Raw genomic sequence first — 16122 nt, forward strand, 5'->3', positions numbered from 1 at the left:
CGGAGAAACCAGCTTATACAGAGTCGATAGGTACAGCAGGAGATACGGCCCCAGTCGAGCCTGCGCTTCCAGAATACACGGGTGGTGTTAACGGGGAATCAACAGTTCAAGCTGAACTGCCTAGTTTGCATACAGAGGTCAAGCTAGAAACAATTGAACCAAAGGTTGTTCACAAAACTGATGATAGCAAGTATCTTGATGAAGAGACAACTGTAGAAGGAACTCCAGGCCAAAAAGAAATTGTAACCAGCTATGAAGTCTTGGATGGCAAGCGGATATCGGAGCCACAAACAACTGAGCGCACCTTGCATGAAGCAGTTGATACAGTGGTCACTCGTGGCACTAAGACTCGCGTTAATAAAGAAGAATTAAGTAAGCAGCTAGCTTTAGCAGCGGCTGTGGATCCTGCAGTTTACACCAATCAATCCTACCAGCAATTGCAAGCAATTAAGAATATGGCTGAGTCGGTTTATCAAACTTCGTCGAGTCAAGATGAAGTAGATGCAGGTGTCAACCAACTCAAGCAGGCTTTAGCCGACTTATTGGCTCTTAAAACAGCGCCAACTCTGACTGTTTCAGCGGTTAAGAAGGATGAATTGCAGAAATCAGCGCAAATTCAATACCAGCTGACGGACAGGGATCAAGCCTTTACTAGTGCTCATGTTCGTCTGAAGAAGGATGGTCAATTAATAGCAGAGCAAAACTTGGCGACCGGTCAGTTGACTGCCAGCTTCAGTGGTTTGGACTACTATACACCTTATGATATCGAGACGACCCTGTCTTATGACTTAGGAAATGGCTCTGAAAGCAAAGAGTTAGCTCGAGAGACAGTTCAGCTTGACCTGAAGAAGGTGGAACTCAAGTCCATCACTAATGTCGCCTTGATGAAGGTTGAGAATGGCCAGACAAAATTGATGCCTACTTTGGCTGAAAAACCAGCAAATCTGGATCAATATTACCTGCACTTTACATCCGACCAGTTCAAGGACACTGTCCTGCCGGTTACCTCTATCGAGGAAGTGGTTGTTGATAACCAGCCTGTCTTCAAGATCAAGGCTCAGCTACCAGACTTGTTGCAAAGAAGCGCAACTGGTCTTCAAAACAGCTTTGATTTCTATCTGGAAAAAGCCAAGAAGCGTGAAGGAAATGTCTACTATGACTTCCAAGACCTCTTGGACGGTATCAAGGAAAATCCTTCTGGGACCTTTATTTTGGGTCGCAGTATCAGTGCCAAACTGATTGATAAACCTGCCAACAGCAAATCTTACTTGCCAGGTGAATTCAAAGGCCAGCTGATTGGTGGGCAAAATGGCGAGCGTCATGCAATTTTAGACTTGGCGCATCCTTTATTTGATACGATTACTGGCGGAACGGTCAAGGATATTGACTTTAAGCGAGTTAATATGGTTTATCCAGATTCGCAAGCGGGCGATACAATTGCGACAATTGCTGCTCGTTTGAAGAATAAAGGAGTAATCGAAAACGTCAATGTCCAAGGCTACTTGGAAGGAAGAGACCATATAGCTGGTCTGGTTAACAATATAGAGGGCCAATCTCGAGTTGAAAATGTCTCCTTTAAGGGCCGTATTAAGTCCAAGGGTGGAAACTCTGTTACAGGCGGTATCGCAGGAACCAACGCCATGTCCTTGGTGAAACGTGCCTACGTTGAAGCAGATATTTGGGTTAAGAGTGGACAAAATGCAGGTATGCTGGTCGCTCAAAACTTCACTGACTATTCAGGTTCAGGTTGGGGTAACTGGGGCAGATTGATGCAATCAGTTGCCAAAGGTAAGTTGGAGGATGCGGGCTCAAGAAATGCAGCTGGTATCGCAGCTTCCATTTGGCCATATGGAACCATCAATGACACTGTCAGCTATGCTACAGTAGTGAACGGAAAAGAGCTCTTTAGCTCAGATAATGAGATTACCGATGCTTGGATGGGGCAAAAACTCCAAAACCTTTTTGGTGTTCAGGGACACAGCTCTGGAACCAAGATAGGAAAAGATGCCAAGTTCCGCCGCTTGACAGAAGCTGAAGCGGAGCAAAAAGTTAAGAGCTATCGGATTACGGCTCTTGAAGAAACCAGCGCAAATGAAGTAACAACTGAGAAGCTAAATGCTGCTATCCTGAGAACAAGTACTTATCAAGATAAGCCAGGTTACAAGGCAGAAAATGAACAGCTTTATCAAAACCTAGAACGCTTTATGCCTTTCTACAATCAAGAGTTCTTGATTCATGAGGCCAATAAGCTGGTGGATGCTGGTAAGGCGGGCGACCTGTTGACTAAGAAAGTCTTAGCAGTTCAAGCCCTGAAAGGTAACCAGTTTGTTTCTGGAGGAACGGATGCAGATAAGATCTTAGTCCATTTTGCAGACGGAAGCAAAACCATCTTCAATCTTCAAAATCAAGCACGATTTGAACAGACGGCTCTGCCGGAATATCAGATTGCAGAGCTTGGTACAGTCTATACTCCAAATCACTCAACGGCTGTTAAAGAAGACTTGCTGGCTCAGCTGACTGAGAGCTTGAAGAGTTTCGAACTGTACAGCGATGAAGTCTATCGTTCTGTTGGTCTGCCTAATGATAATGATAAGGTCAACAAAGTGAAGCGCCTCTTCCTAGATGAATCTTTGGCTGAAGTGAAAGCCAACTTGCAGGATATGCTTGGTAAGCTTCTAGCCAATGAATGGACAAGATTCCATGCTGATAATCCAGCAGCTAATGAAGCTTTGAAAACTAAAATCGAAGAGAACAAGACCGCTATCATGCTCGGTCTGACCTACCTCAACCGTTATTACGATCTCAAGTTTGGCGACTACAACCTCAAGGAGCTAGTGCTCTTCAAACCAGACTTCTATGGTGAAAAAGTACCATTGTTGGATCGCTTGATTAAGATTGGACGTTCGACAGAAAATCAACTGAAAGGAGCAGACAATGTCAATATGTTTGCACGTCAGTTGAAGGCTGAGTCCAAGTCTAGTGATTTGGTAGCTTACTTGGATTACAACCGTCGCCTGCTGACTGACTTTGCGGATATGGATTCTTGGTTCAAGGATGCAACCCGAGGCTTTATTCAGTTTGAAGAACGCCAGTCAGAAGTTGAGGAGATTAAGTCTGCTAAGTATCGCGTCTTCGATAACCTCAATTCTGAATATTTCAGCAACTATATTCTTCCGCTGCTAACCTTGAAGAATACGCGTTTAGCTATTCTGTCAAACTATAGCACGATGGCCTTTGTCAACAGAGACAAGCGCCGATCATGGTCTGATGAACGATTTAATGCACGCATCAAGGAAGTAGCGACCCAGCATCGAAATCACGTAGACACTTGGTACAAACTGCTCTCAGATGATATCAAGTCCAGAATGGTCAAGCAAAATGTAACGGCTGTATGGGATGGTTTTGATGTGGAAGGACGTGGCTGGATTGATGTCAACGGAAATGATAATAAGGGCAATCCTTATGCTCCATCCCGCGAGTTCTTTAACCTAGTTGGCGGCAGAGCTGGTGGCTGGTACAAGTCAAATGGATACGGTGCCCATGCTGCTGGTTCAATCCGTGTGAACTTCGAAGCCTTTGACCTCTTGACGGAATACGGTGTATCCGTCTTCACGCACGAACTCACCCACGTCAATGACGGTTATATTTACCTTGGCGGACATGGTAGACGACAAGGTATCGGACCAGAAGGCTATGCCCAAGGGTTGCTCCAATCACCTGTTCCTGGTCAGCCAGGCTGGGGTGCTCTGGGTCTCAATATGGCCTTTGATCGTCCAAATGATGGTAGTCTCATTTTCAATAGCTCGCCAAGTCTCTTCAAGAACCGAGCAGATATTGACCATTACATGAAGGGCTATAATGATACCCTCATGCTTCTGGATTATCTTGAAGGCCAAGCAGTTGTGGATAAAGGAAATGCAGCTGCGGCTAAATGGTTCAAGAAGGTTGAGCCTAAGATTGTAGATGCTCGGACTCAATATGATGTCGTGAGAGAGTTGACAGCAGAGGAGAAAGCGGCCATGTCAGTTTCATCTGTAAATGACTTGGTTGACCAAGGCTTGCTTTCTAACCGAGCGGTTGACAATCGAACTTATAACCCTGCTGACTTTGACTCTAGTTACATTGCAATCGACTTTATGACGGGTATCTATGGTGGCGGTCAAAACAATACTGGAGCGCCAGGTGCCTTGATGTTCAAGCATAATACCTTCAGAATTTGGGGTTACTATGGCTATGAAAAAGGCTTTGTAAGCTATGCTTCCAATAAACACCGTAAGACAGCCAATGAGCAAGGTGTGACTGGTTTGAGCGATAACTTTATCATCAAGCAAATTTCTGAAGGCGAATTTGAAACCATGGAAGCCTTCAAGAAAGCTTACTTCAGAAAAGTTGTGGATAAAGCACAAACCTCAGGTATTAAGCCAGTGACTGTCAACGGAAAAGTCTATAGTACTTATGAAGAGCTGAAAGCTGGCTTTGCAGAAGCTGTTGAAAAGGATCTGAAGAAGGCTCGTGTCGATGAACGCGCAACCAAGGACTTCAAGTATGCTGTCTTTACGCAGTTACTCAAGAACACCAACAGCTTTATGGACGAAAACTCTATTTGGGGTTCCTAAGAAAAAGTGTTTAATTGCCTACATGAGTAGCTACAAATAATGACCTTTAGCAAGATGTAATCAATAACCCATTTGAATTAGCTCTGTATGTGTCGTCACTGACAGTCTGATTCAGATGGGTTATTTTCTTGCGTATTAGTGATTCCTAACATCAGCCATCTCCGTTTGTTATACTCTATTTTCAAAAATCTGTCCCCAGACAGTTCCTGTTTTTAGTCCTTGCTGGGGTATTTTTTTCCTGCTAAAATAAACACATAGCACCTTATAAAGCTATTGTTTGGTCGATTTACGTAAAAAATAGTAGATTTCAGAAGAGAAGACCGCCATTTGGCAGAAGGGCAATAGCAGGTTCAAACGGTATTATCTAAAGGAGATTCGTTATGAAGGATAAACTCATTTTAGCCCTATCGGGTAATGATATATTTAGCGGTGGCGGACTGCATGCTGATTTAGCTACCTATACAGTCAATGGTTTGCATGGTTTTGTGGCTGTGACTTGCCTGACTGCGATGACAAACAAAGGATTTGAGGTCCTTCCGGTTGAGGAAGAGGTTTTTACTCAGCAACTAGCCAGCCTCAAAGATGTTCCTTTTTCTGCTATTAAGATAGGGCTTTTACCCAATCTAGCAATAGCAGAGCAGGCATTGGATTTTGTCAAGCAACATGCGGACATACCAGTAGTGCTGGATCCTGTTCTGGTCTGCAAAGAAAATCATGATCTGGAAGTTAGTGCATTGAGAGAAGAACTCATCAGGTTCTTCCCTTATGTCAGCATCATCACGCCTAATTTGGCAGAAGCTCAGCTATTGACCCAAAAAGAAATCAAAAGTCTGGAAGATATGCAGGCTGCAGCCAAGGAGCTCTATGATTTAGGAGCCAAGCATGTGGTGATAAAGGGTGGCAATCGTTTGAGCAAGGAGCGGGCGGTGGATGTTTACTATGACGGCCAAGATTTCAAGGTATTGGAATCGCCAGTGTTAGCTAGCAACAATACCGGAGCAGGTTGTACATTTGCTTCCAGTATTGCCAGCCAGTTGCTTTTAGGCAAGTCTCCTCTTGCAGCAGTTCAATTTTCTAAGGATTTTGTTTACGGAGCGATTCAGCGCTCAGATCAATATGGGGTGGTTCAATATGAGAAATAATCAAGTTAAAAAATTAGTTATCTTAGCTTTCATCACAGCTCTGTCTGTCGTTTTGGGGAATTTTTTGAAAATCCCTACGCCTACAGGATTTTTGACCTTGTTGGATGCAGGGATTTATTTTACGGCCTTCTACTTTGGACACAAGGAAGCAGCTATTGTCGGAGGGCTTTCAGGCTTTTTGATTGATATGATTGCTGGCTATCCTCAATGGATGTTCTTTAGTTTGATTTGCCACGGCCTGCAGGGCTTCTTTGCTGGTCTGGAAGGTAAGAGTCGCTATCTTGGTCTAGTTTTGGCCGCAGTTTCTATGGTTGGTGGCTACGCCCTCTTTGACAGTATCATGAATGGTGTTGGAGCAGGTCTAGCTGGGATGTTGGGTAATTTTATGCAGAATGCTTTTGGTTTGGTAGTCGGTTACGTCCTTTACAAAGCTTTTCCAGCTAGTTTGAAAAAGATGGTTACAGTGAAATAAGTGAGGTGAGACATGGACTTAGATAAGATTGGAGCAGAAACACGTCAGATTCTTCAAGATGTTCTAGAGAAAGCGTCCTTGGATGAGGGTGATATTTTTGTTCTGGGTCTATCCTCTAGTGAGGTTATGGGAGGTCATATTGGCCGAAATTCCAGTTTAGAAGTAGGTCAGGTCATTGTCAAAACAATCCTAGATATCTTGGAAGAGAAGGGGATCTTTCTAGCAGTTCAGGGATGTGAGCATCTCAATCGGGCTTTAGTGGTTGAAAGAAGCTTGGCAAAAAAGAAAGGTTTAGAAATTGTTAACGTTCTCCCCACTCTTCATGCAGGGGGAAGTGGCCAATTGGCAGCTTTCCAGTACATGAAGGATCCTGTTGAGGTGGAATTTATAGTAGCTCAGGCTGGTCTAGATATTGGAGATACTGCTATTGGCATGCATGTTAAGCATGTTCAGATTCCTATCAGACCAAAACTTAAATCAGTGGGTGATGCTCATGTTACAGCTTTAGCTAGCCGTCCTAAGCTGATTGGAGGTTCAAGAGCAGCTTATAGCGAAGATAAAATAAGAAAAGACTAATAGTAAAAAAATATTATATAATTTTGAAAAATTTTTTAAATATGCTATAATGGAGTGTATTCAATAAATTTTAAGGAGAAATGACAGAATGTCTGTATCATTTGAAAAAAAAGAAACAAATCGTGGAGTTTTGACTTTCACTATTAGTCAAGAACAAATCAAACCAGAATTGGACCGTGTGTTTAACTCAGTAAAGAAAACAATCAATGTACCAGGTTTCCGTAAAGGTCATCTTCCACGTCCTGTTTTCAACCAAAAATTTGGTGAAGAAGCGCTTTACCAAGATGCTTTAAACAACTTACTTCCAAATGCTTATGAAGCTGCTGTGAAAGAAGCTGGTATCGAAGTTGTAGCACAACCAAAAATCGATGTCGTTTCAATGGAAAAAGGTCAAGATTGGACTATTTCTGCTGAAGTTGTTACAAAACCAGAAGTAAAATTAGGTGCTTACAAAGACCTTGAAGTATCTGTAGAAGTTTCAAAAGAAGTAACAGACGAAGACGTTGATGCACGTATCGAACGCGAACGCAACAACTTGGCTGAATTGGTCCTAAAAGAAGGTCCAGCAGCTGAAGGTGATACAGTGGTCATTGATTTTGTTGGTTCAGTTGACGGTGTTGAATTTGACGGCGGAAAAGGAGATAATTTCTCTCTTGGACTTGGTAGCGGTCAATTTATTCCAGGATTTGAAGATCAATTGGTTGGTCACAAAGCTGGCGAAACAGTTGATGTGGTTGTAACTTTCCCTGAAGACTACCAAGCAGCTGATCTTGCAGGTAAAGAAGCTAAGTTTGTAACTACAATCCATGAAGTAAAAGAAAAAGAAGTTCCAGCTCTTGACGATGAACTTGCAAAGGACATCGACGAAGAGGTAGAAACTCTTGATGAATTGAAAGAAAAATACCGTAAAGAATTAGCTGAAGGAAAAGAAGCTGCATACAAAGATGCAGTTGAGTCAGCAGCAATCGATCTTGCGGTTGAAAATGCAGAAATCGTAGACTTACCAGAAGAAATGGTTCATGAAGAAGTTCATCGTTCAGTAAACGAATTCCTCGGCAACATGCAACGCCAAGGAATCTCACCTGACATGTACTTCCAAATCACTGGTACTACTCAAGAAGACCTTCACAAACAGCACGAAGCTGATGCAGAAGCTCGTACTAAGACAAACTTAGTGATTGAAGCTATTGCAAAAGCAGAAGGATTTGAAGCAAGCGCTGAAGAAATCGAAGCAGAAATTTCTTCACTCGCAAACGACTACAACATGGAAGCAGATCGTGTTCGTCAACTTCTTTCAGAAGATATGTTAAAACATGATATCACTATCAAGAAAGCTGTTGAAGTCATCACAAGCACTGCAAAAGTGAAATAAAGATGAAAGAGGCAAGATTTGATTCTTGCCTCCTTTTTTTAGAAAACAAGAGGGGATTCTGTTATAATAATAGTATAGTTAAAAGGAAATCCTGCTCTGTCGCTAGTCCATAGAACTCGTGAAGGAGGTCGAGCATGAAAAGCAGTAAAAAATCTTATCTGAAACTAGGCTTGCTTCTTCTCTTTTTTATTTTCTATTGGCTAATAGTCAATCTTTTATTTCATAATGCAGCGCTTTTTTAGCTCCTTTTATTAGCTGGTATGGCCCTGACCGTAATTGCTAAGAACTACCGCAAACTTTCAAAAAATGACTGGATAACAGCTATTATTCTGGGGTTTTTGGCCATCTTTTCGAATCCTATTTTTGCTGCTTTGACAGTCCTGACTTATCTGGCTAGCAGTCTTTTATTGAAGGAAAGGGAAAAATTCAGAACCATTTTAAAACTTGATAGTCTGAAACAAGCAGCTCTTGCTTTGGTTTCGGGGCTTCTTGTAGGATTTGTGCTGGGGTTCTTCAATCTCGTTTTGGCCCACAAGCCTATGAGTCTACCAGGCTCTTTTCCTGTTCAGGCTGTTCTAAATGCCCTCCGCGCAGGTGTATTTGAAGAAGTAGCTTTTAGACTATTTTTCTTTGCTATTATCATTTACCTGACTAAAAAAGATACTTTTTCAAAAATGGAGAATATGCTGGTTTATGGTATTCTGACCTTGCCTCATACTCTGATTCACTTTGGTTTGGAAAAGTTTTATATAGGAAGTGTCGTTATTCTTAGTCTTGTTTTCGGCTTGCCTTTTGCTTTTTTGCTTCGGAAACAGGGGCTCTACAGCGCTATAACAGCTCATACTGTAGTTGATTTGCTCAGATTCGTTTTTTTAGAAATTTGAAAAATTTTAACTTAAAATATAAATGGTAACCCTTTGACTATTTTTGGAAATTAGCGTAAAATAGTAGGGAAAGACAAAAAAGGAGAAAAGCCTTGGAATTAGAAGTATTTGCTGGACAGGAAAAAAGTGAGCTTTCTATGATTGAAGTTGCGCGTGCGATTTTAGAATTGCGTGGTCGTGACCATGAGATGTATTTTAATGACCTTGTCAATGAAATCCAAACTTATTTAGAAAAATCAAACAGCGAAATCCGAGAAGCTCTACCATTGTTCTATACTGAGCTAAATGTTGACGGAAGCTTTATTCCGCTTGGTGACAACAAATGGGGCCTTCGTTCTTGGTATGCAATTGATGAAGTGGACGAGGAAATTATCGCGCTTGAAGAGACTGATGAAGAAGATAGTCCGAAATCACGGAAGAAAAAACGCGTTAATGCCTTTATGGATGGTGATGAGGATGCCATCGACTACAGCGATGATGATCCAGAAGATGAGGATTCATACGAAGCAGATCCTGCGCTCAACTATGACGATGAAAATCCAGACGATGAGAAGAATGAAGCAGACGCTTATGATGCTGAAATCAATGAGATTGCTCCGGATGATCTAGACGAAGATGTTGACATCAATGAAGAAGATGATGAATTTTCTGACGATGATGCAGAGGGTGAAGAAGAATAAAAAGAGAGACTGGGGGCAAAAAAGCTCCAGTCTTTTTTGTCAGAATTGTAAATACTAGTCAGAGGGATTTTTTTCAGCCTTGAAACAGACTTAAGAAAGTCGTATAATGATGGGGAATAGATAGAAAATAGCGACAGGGAGGGTGCTGCGATGAAATTTATCCTGGATCGAAGCCTATGTGACTTAGGAATTGAAAGTGTAGTCATTGGTATTGCTAAAAATGTCAATCCGCATGCAGAATTATCTCCAACCTTTCTAAAAAAGAAAAAAGAAAGAGAAGAGTGGGCTCTAAACTGTGACCTGGATCAGGTTCTCCAATCACCGATTATTCAAGGCTATGAAGATATCCTGCAACGTGTAGGTCGCAGTGTCAAGAAAAATCCTCCAACCGTTCCAGCTCTGATTAAAAATATCCGCCATCGCGGGTCTCTTCCTACTATCAATACGATTATTGATATTTATAATGTAGAAGCCTTGCAATCCCTGTTAGCTATTGGCGGACATGATTATAATAAAATTGGAGAAAAGATTGAGTTTACTGTTAGTCAAAGAGAAGACAGTTTTATGCCAATTTTGTCTAAGGAGAAACACGTAGCTAAAACAGACCATGTCTATCGCGACGACAAAGGGATTTTAGCTTGGTTAGATATTCGAGATAGTGACCTCTATAAGTTTGATGATGATACCAAAGATGCAATTTTTATCATTCAAGGGAATGCGAATACTTCCGTTGAGATGCGTTTGGAAGCCTTGAAGCGAATCCAGTCTGACTTAAAAGAATGCATGCCAGATATGAAGTTTGAGGCATTGGTTATCAAGCAAGCTGAAGATTGATTTAGTAGCGGGGATAGACATTATCGGTTTCAGTTTGAAACATTGCTCTCCTATATTTCGTATAAAAAGCCTCTTGGTTGAAAGAGGCTTTTTTCTAACAAAAAGGACAGTTGATTCGATAGAGGGTGTGGAAGGAAAAAATGCTATAACTGACTGGAAAAACTTATCATTATTTATCTTGAATGCTTACTTTGGTACGTGAAATAAAAGTAGAGTTAAATTGTGGGAATGAATCAAAGAGAAGGCTTTATTTCGGTATAAAAATGCTTAAGTTTCTTGAAAGTTATAGGAGAAAATGCTATAATGAAAAGAACATTCTAAAATCAGAAAGATTATAAAGTAAGGATAAAAATGGCAAATATTTTAAGAACAATTATCGAAAACGATAAAGGTGAATTAAGAAAATTAGAGAAAATGGCAAATAAGGTCATTGCTTATAGTGACCAGATGGCTGCCTTATCCGATGAGGAGCTAAAGGCTAAAACAGATGAATTTAAACAACGTTATCAGAATGGCGAAAGTTTAGATGACTTGCTCTATGAAGCCTTCGCAGTTGTTCGTGAGGGCGCGAAGCGTGTTCTTGGTCTCTATCCTTATCCAGTACAGATTATGGGGGGGATTGTTCTCCATCATGGTGACGTACCAGAGATGCGTACAGGTGAAGGTAAAACTCTTACTGCGACCATGCCTGTTTACTTGAATGCCTTGGCAGGAGAAGGAGTTCACGTTGTAACGGTCAATGAATACCTGACAGAGCGTGATGCGACAGAAATGGGTGAACTGTACTCTTGGTTAGGGCTTTCAGTTGGTATTAACTTGGCTGCTAAATCTCCAGCTGAGAAGAGAGAGGCCTATGCTTGTGACATCACCTACTCAACGAACTCAGAAATTGGCTTTGACTACCTTCGTGATAACATGGTGGTTCGTGCTGAAAACATGGTTCAGCGTCCACTTAACTATGCCTTAGTTGATGAGGTGGATTCCATTCTGATCGATGAAGCTAGAACCCCTCTGATTGTTTCTGGACCAGTTTCATCTGAAACTAATCAGCTTTACCACATGGCGGATAGCTTCGTTAAGAGTCTTAACAAGGATGATTATATCATCGACGTGCCATCAAAAACAATCGGCCTGTCTGACTCTGGAATTGACAAAGCTGAAAGCTACTTCAAATTAGATAATCTCTATGATATTGAAAATGTGGCATTGACTCACTTCATTGATAATGCCTTGCGTGCTAACTATATCATGATTTTGGATATCGATTATGTGGTTAGCGAAGAACAAGAAATTCTGATCGTTGACCAGTTCACCGGTCGTACCATGGAAGGACGTCGCTATTCTGACGGACTTCACCAGGCTATTGAAGCTAAGGAAGGTGTTCCGGTTCAAGATGAAACTAAGACATCTGCTTCTATTACCTACCAAAACCTCTTCCGTATGTATAAAAAACTGTCTGGAATGACTGGTACAGCTAAGACCGAGGAAGAAGAATTCCGCGAAACTTATAATATCCGTGTTATCCCAATTCCAACTAACCGCCCAATTGCTCGTATTGACCATGAGGATTTACTTTACCCTAGTTTAGAATCTAAATTTAAGGCAGTTGTGGAAGACGTGAAAGAACGCCATCTTAAAGGACAGCCTGTTCTGGTCGGTACAGTTGCAGTTGAAACCAGTGACTATCTTTCTAAAAAGCTGGTTGCAGCAGGAATTCCTCATGAGGTATTGAATGCTAAGAACCACTATCGTGAAGCGCAAATCATTATGAATGCTGGCCAACGGGGTGCTGTTACAATTGCAACCAATATGGCTGGTCGTGGTACCGATATTAAGTTGGGTGAAGGCGTTCGCGAATTGGGTGGTCTCTGTGTGATTGGTACAGAGCGCCATGAAAGCCGTCGTATTGACAATCAGTTACGTGGACGTTCTGGTCGTCAGGGAGATCCAGGTGAATCTCAATTCTATCTATCTCTTGAAGATGAGCTGATGCGTCGTTTTGGTTCTGAGAGGATCAAGGCTGTCTTAGATCGTTTCAAACTGAGCGAAGAAGAGTCTGTCATTAAGTCTAAGATGTTTACGCGCCAAGTTGAAGCGGCTCAAAAACGGGTTGAAGGAAATAACTATGATACTCGTAAGCAAGTCCTTCAGTATGACGATGTGATGCGTGAACAGCGTGAAATCATCTACGCTGAACGTCATGATGTTATCACAGCTAACCGGGATTTGGCTCCAGAGATTCACGCTATGATCAAACGGACTATTGATCGTTTTGTTGATGGAAATAGCAGAGCTCCTCAAGAAGAGAAATTGGATTCTATTTTGTATTTTGCTAAGTATAACTTGGTTCCAGAAGAGTCGATTTCATTGAGTGACCTTCAAGGTTTATCTGATGAGGAAATAAAGGCTAACTTATACGAACGTGCTTTGGAAGTCTACAATAATCAAATTGCTAAACTTCGTGATGAAGAAGCTGTTCGAGAATTCCAAAAAGTGTTGATTCTACGTGTTGTAGATAACAAGTGGACAGATCACATCGATGCATTGGATCAGCTTCGTAATGCTGTAGGTCTTCGAGGCTATGCTCAAAATAATCCTGTTGTTGAATACCAATCTGAAAGTTTCAGAATGTTTAACGATATGATTGGTTCGATTGAGTTTGATGTGACCCGTCTTATGATGAAAGCACAAATTCATGAGCAAGAGCGTCCTCGTACAGAGCACAATATTGTAACAACAGCAACGCGCAATATCTCAGCGCAAGAATCAGACCTGCCAGCAGACGTTGATTTGGCAAAGGTTGGCCGGAATGAACTATGCCCATGTGGCTCAGGTAAGAAGTTTAAAAATTGCCACGGCCGTCGTTAAAAAAGATTGAGGGGGAGTTGGAATGACATTTACAACAAAAGGTCCTATTGTTGACGTAGAGCAAGTTCGTACCTTGTCTCAGCTTGATGAAAAAGCTTTGGCAACGAAGCAAGTTCGCGACCAAGAGTTGGCTGCTATTCTCAGAGGAGAAGACAAGCGGATTTTATTGGTCATAGGTCCTTGCTCCTCTGATAATGAAGAAGCGGTCTTAGAATATGCAAAACGTCTGGCTGCCCTTCAGGAAGAAGTAAAAAAACATATCTTTATAGTTATGCGGGTTTATACAGCTAAACCCCGTACAAATGGTGACGGCTATAAAGGCTTGATTCATCAGCCTGATGCAGCAGGAGCTCCAGATTTAATAGCTGGTATTAAGGCAGTTCGCCATCTGCACTACCGAGTTATTACAGAGACTGGCCTTACTACAGCTGATGAAATGCTCTATCCTGAAAATGTATCTCTGGTAGACGATTTGGTTTCTTATATGGCAGTAGGAGCACGTTCGGTTGAAGATCAACAACACCGTTTTGTTGCTTCAGGTTTGTCTACTCCTGCAGGAATGAAAAATCCGACTTCAGGTAATTTATCTGTGATGTTTAATGCCATTTACGCCGCACAAAATAAACAGACTTTTCTCTATCGCTCTCAGGAAGTGGAGACTTCAGGAAATCCTCTAGCCCACGCCATCCTTCGTGGCGCAATTCATGCTAATGGAAAGAATGAGCCGAATTATCATTATGAACATCTTCTTGAAGCGATTGCAGGTTATGAAAAGTTAGGTTTGTCCAATCCTTTCATCATGGTTGATACGAACCATGACAATTCAGGAAAGCAATATTTAGAGCAAGTGCGGATTGTTCGCGAGACTCTCTTAAATCGAGACTGGAATCAAAAGATTGAGCAGAGTGTTCGTGGCTTTATGATTGAATCGTATTTGGAAGATGGCCGACAAGATCAGCCAGAGGTCTTTGGAAAATCCATTACAGATCCTTGCTTGGGATGGGACAAGACTGAACAGTTGATTCGAGAAATTTATAGCCATTTAGAAAAATAACTCTATTATTGAAATGAAAGGGACCGTTTGGCAAAAGAAAATGTCGCCAATTGGTCGGAATGCAGCAAGCTCAGTTGGATTTCCAGCTGAGTTTTGTCTCATTCTGAGAACAAAGATGATTATAGGACATGGAATTGATATAGAGGAGTTATCTTCTATTCAGCGGGCCTATGAAAAAAATGCTCGCTTCGCAAAAAAAGTCTTGACAGAGAAAGAATGGCTTCGTTTTGAAGAACTTTCTGGCAAGCGAAAGATAGAATATTTGGCCGGTCGCTGGTCAGCTAAAGAGGCTTTTTCCAAAGCTTGGGGAACAGGAATTGGCAAGCTTAGTTTTCAAGATTTAGAAGTCTTGAATGATGAAAGAGGTGCTCCAGTATTTACGAAGACCCCTTTTTCTGGGAAGGTTTGGGTATCTATTAGCCATGCAGGTACCCTAGTGATGGCTAGCGTTATTTTGGAGGAAAGAGATGAAAACTAGTATACATAGGCCAAGTCAAGCACTTGTTGATTTATCAGCAATTCATTTTAATATTGAGCAATTAAAAGCCCATTTGCCTCAAGATGTTGAAAAATGGGCTGTCGTCAAAGCTAATGCCTACGGGCATGGTGCAGTAGCTGTTTCAAGTTATATTGATGATATTGTAGACGGTTTTTGTGTCTCAAACATTGACGAAGCTTTGGAATTAAGAGAGGGTGGCCTGGATAAAAAAATCTTAATTTTAGGGGTCTCAGCCATAGAGGCAGTACCTCTGGCAATTCAGCACAAGATTACATTGACTGTGGCTAGCTTAGAATGGCTGGATTTGCTGGAGGCTTCAAGCTTATCTTTGCAAGGTTTGGTTGTTCACCTGAAAGTGGATTCTGGTATGGGCCGGATTGGCTTTAGAGATAGCCAGCCTCTTCAAGAGGCCATTAATCGTCTCCAGTCGGCTGGTGTTCAGGTAGAAGGAATCTTTACTCACTTTGCAACAGCTGATGAGGCAGATGCTAGTAAGTTTGAAGAGCAGTTAGCTTGTTTTAAGGGGATCTTAGCGGAATTAGATGCTCTTCCACCGATTATTCATGCTAGTAACTCAGCTACTTCTCTTTGGCATGCGGACACTGTTATGAATGCTGTTCGTTTGGGAGATATTATTTATGGTCTCAATCCTAGTGGAAGTGTTTTGGAACTGCCTTATGAGATAAAACCAGCTCTTTCTTTGGTTTCAGAATTAGTTCATGTCAAGGAAGTGAAAGCGGGAGCTGATGTTGGTTACGGAGCAACCTACACAGCGGATGAAGGACAATTTATTGGAACAATTCCACTGGGTTATGCAGATGGCTGGACTAGGGATATGCAAGGTTTTGACGTTCTCATTAATGGTCAACGTTGCCCAATAGTTGGTCGAGTATCCATGGACCAGATTACAGTTCGCTTGCCGGAGAAATATCCTTTAGGTACACCAGTTGTTTTCATTGGTAAGAGCGGAACAGAAAGTATCTCAGCGACTGATGTTGCTGAGAAACGAGGAACGATTAACTATGAAGTAGTTTGTTTGATTAGTGATCGGGTACCAAGAATTTACAAGAATTAATTAGTTTAAGTCTCCTTGATGAAATATGTAGTTAGAGAAAGCCATTTGAT

Annotated in this window: 12 protein-coding genes; all 12 read left to right on the forward strand. The window is 41.7% G+C overall.

Going from position 1 to position 16122, the window contains the following annotated elements:
• A partial coding sequence (locus AWH02_RS05020; protein WP_236708893.1) for a ZmpA/ZmpB/ZmpC family metallo-endopeptidase occupies positions 1 to 4616 on the forward strand: 4616 nt, incomplete at its 5' end.
• Between the two features lie 380 nt (positions 4617 to 4996).
• The gene (locus AWH02_RS05025) at positions 4997 to 5758 is read left to right on the forward strand and encodes a bifunctional hydroxymethylpyrimidine kinase/phosphomethylpyrimidine kinase (RefSeq protein ID WP_060553049.1); all 762 of its coding nucleotides are present in this window, start codon (positions 4997 to 4999) and stop codon (positions 5756 to 5758) included.
• Positions 5748 to 6230, forward strand: a complete 483-nt coding sequence (locus AWH02_RS05030) for an ECF transporter S component (protein WP_045634298.1) — start codon at positions 5748 to 5750, stop codon at positions 6228 to 6230. Before AWH02_RS05025 ends, AWH02_RS05030 begins: the two co-directional genes overlap by 11 nt.
• A 12-nt stretch (positions 6231 to 6242) precedes the next feature.
• Positions 6243 to 6806: a TIGR01440 family protein gene (locus AWH02_RS05035; RefSeq protein WP_060553048.1), complete on the forward strand. Its 564-nt coding sequence runs from the start codon at positions 6243 to 6245 to the stop codon at positions 6804 to 6806.
• 88 nt (positions 6807 to 6894) lie between these two features.
• Positions 6895 to 8178 carry a trigger factor gene (tig, locus tag AWH02_RS05040; protein WP_008808427.1) on the forward strand — a complete coding sequence of 428 codons (1284 nt, stop codon included), beginning with the start codon at positions 6895 to 6897 and terminating at the stop codon, positions 8176 to 8178.
• A 260-nt stretch (positions 8179 to 8438) separates the two neighbouring features.
• Entirely contained in the window at positions 8439 to 9062 is a 624-nt protein-coding gene (locus tag AWH02_RS05045; RefSeq protein ID WP_223358659.1) for a CPBP family glutamic-type intramembrane protease, read from the forward strand.
• A 92-nt stretch (positions 9063 to 9154) separates the two neighbouring features.
• A complete protein-coding gene (gene rpoE, locus AWH02_RS05050) occupies positions 9155 to 9742 on the forward strand; it encodes a DNA-directed RNA polymerase subunit delta (RefSeq protein ID WP_045505656.1) in 588 nt (195 codons plus the stop codon).
• A 150-nt stretch (positions 9743 to 9892) separates the two neighbouring features.
• On the forward strand, positions 9893 to 10576 hold the full coding sequence (locus AWH02_RS05055) for a B3/B4 domain-containing protein (RefSeq protein ID WP_060553047.1): 684 nt from the start codon (positions 9893 to 9895) through the stop codon (positions 10574 to 10576).
• Positions 10577 to 10927: 351 nt separating this feature from the next.
• Positions 10928 to 13444, forward strand: coding sequence for a preprotein translocase subunit SecA (secA, locus tag AWH02_RS05060; protein WP_060553046.1), 2517 nt, complete (start codon positions 10928 to 10930; stop codon positions 13442 to 13444).
• Between the two features lie 22 nt (positions 13445 to 13466).
• Positions 13467 to 14498 (forward strand): 3-deoxy-7-phosphoheptulonate synthase, encoded by a 1032-nt coding sequence (locus tag AWH02_RS05065; protein ID WP_060553045.1) that lies wholly within the window; start codon positions 13467 to 13469, stop codon positions 14496 to 14498.
• 115 nt (positions 14499 to 14613) lie between these two features.
• Entirely contained in the window at positions 14614 to 14976 is a 363-nt protein-coding gene (gene acpS, locus AWH02_RS05070; protein ID WP_045506039.1) for a holo-ACP synthase, read from the forward strand.
• Entirely contained in the window at positions 14966 to 16072 is a 1107-nt protein-coding gene (gene alr / locus AWH02_RS05075; protein WP_060553044.1) for an alanine racemase, read from the forward strand. The genes acpS and alr overlap by 11 nt, the downstream gene beginning before the upstream one ends.
• Positions 16073 to 16122: the final 50 nt, after the last annotated feature.

Origin of the sequence: Streptococcus gordonii (genome assembly GCF_001553855.1) — a bacterium.
GTDB lineage: Bacteria > Bacillota > Bacilli > Lactobacillales > Streptococcaceae > Streptococcus > Streptococcus gordonii.

Bases quoted from the DNA above. Each gene is read 5' to 3' on its own strand.
- AWH02_RS05025 (WP_060553049.1), top strand. From the start codon at position 4,997: ATGAAGGATAAACTCATTTTAGCCCTATCGGGTAATGATATATTTAGC.
- AWH02_RS05030 (WP_045634298.1), top strand. From the start codon at position 5,748: ATGAGAAATAATCAAGTTAAAAAATTAGTTATCTTAGCTTTCATCACA.
- AWH02_RS05035 (WP_060553048.1), top strand. From the start codon at position 6,243: ATGGACTTAGATAAGATTGGAGCAGAAACACGTCAGATTCTTCAAGAT.
- tig (WP_008808427.1), top strand. From the start codon at position 6,895: ATGTCTGTATCATTTGAAAAAAAAGAAACAAATCGTGGAGTTTTGACT.
- AWH02_RS05045 (WP_223358659.1), top strand. From the start codon at position 8,439: ATGGCCCTGACCGTAATTGCTAAGAACTACCGCAAACTTTCAAAAAAT.
- AWH02_RS05055 (WP_060553047.1), top strand. From the start codon at position 9,893: ATGAAATTTATCCTGGATCGAAGCCTATGTGACTTAGGAATTGAAAGT.
- secA (WP_060553046.1), top strand. From the start codon at position 10,928: ATGGCAAATATTTTAAGAACAATTATCGAAAACGATAAAGGTGAATTA.
- AWH02_RS05065 (WP_060553045.1), top strand. From the start codon at position 13,467: ATGACATTTACAACAAAAGGTCCTATTGTTGACGTAGAGCAAGTTCGT.
- acpS (WP_045506039.1), top strand. From the start codon at position 14,614: ATGATTATAGGACATGGAATTGATATAGAGGAGTTATCTTCTATTCAG.
- alr (WP_060553044.1), top strand. From the start codon at position 14,966: ATGAAAACTAGTATACATAGGCCAAGTCAAGCACTTGTTGATTTATCA.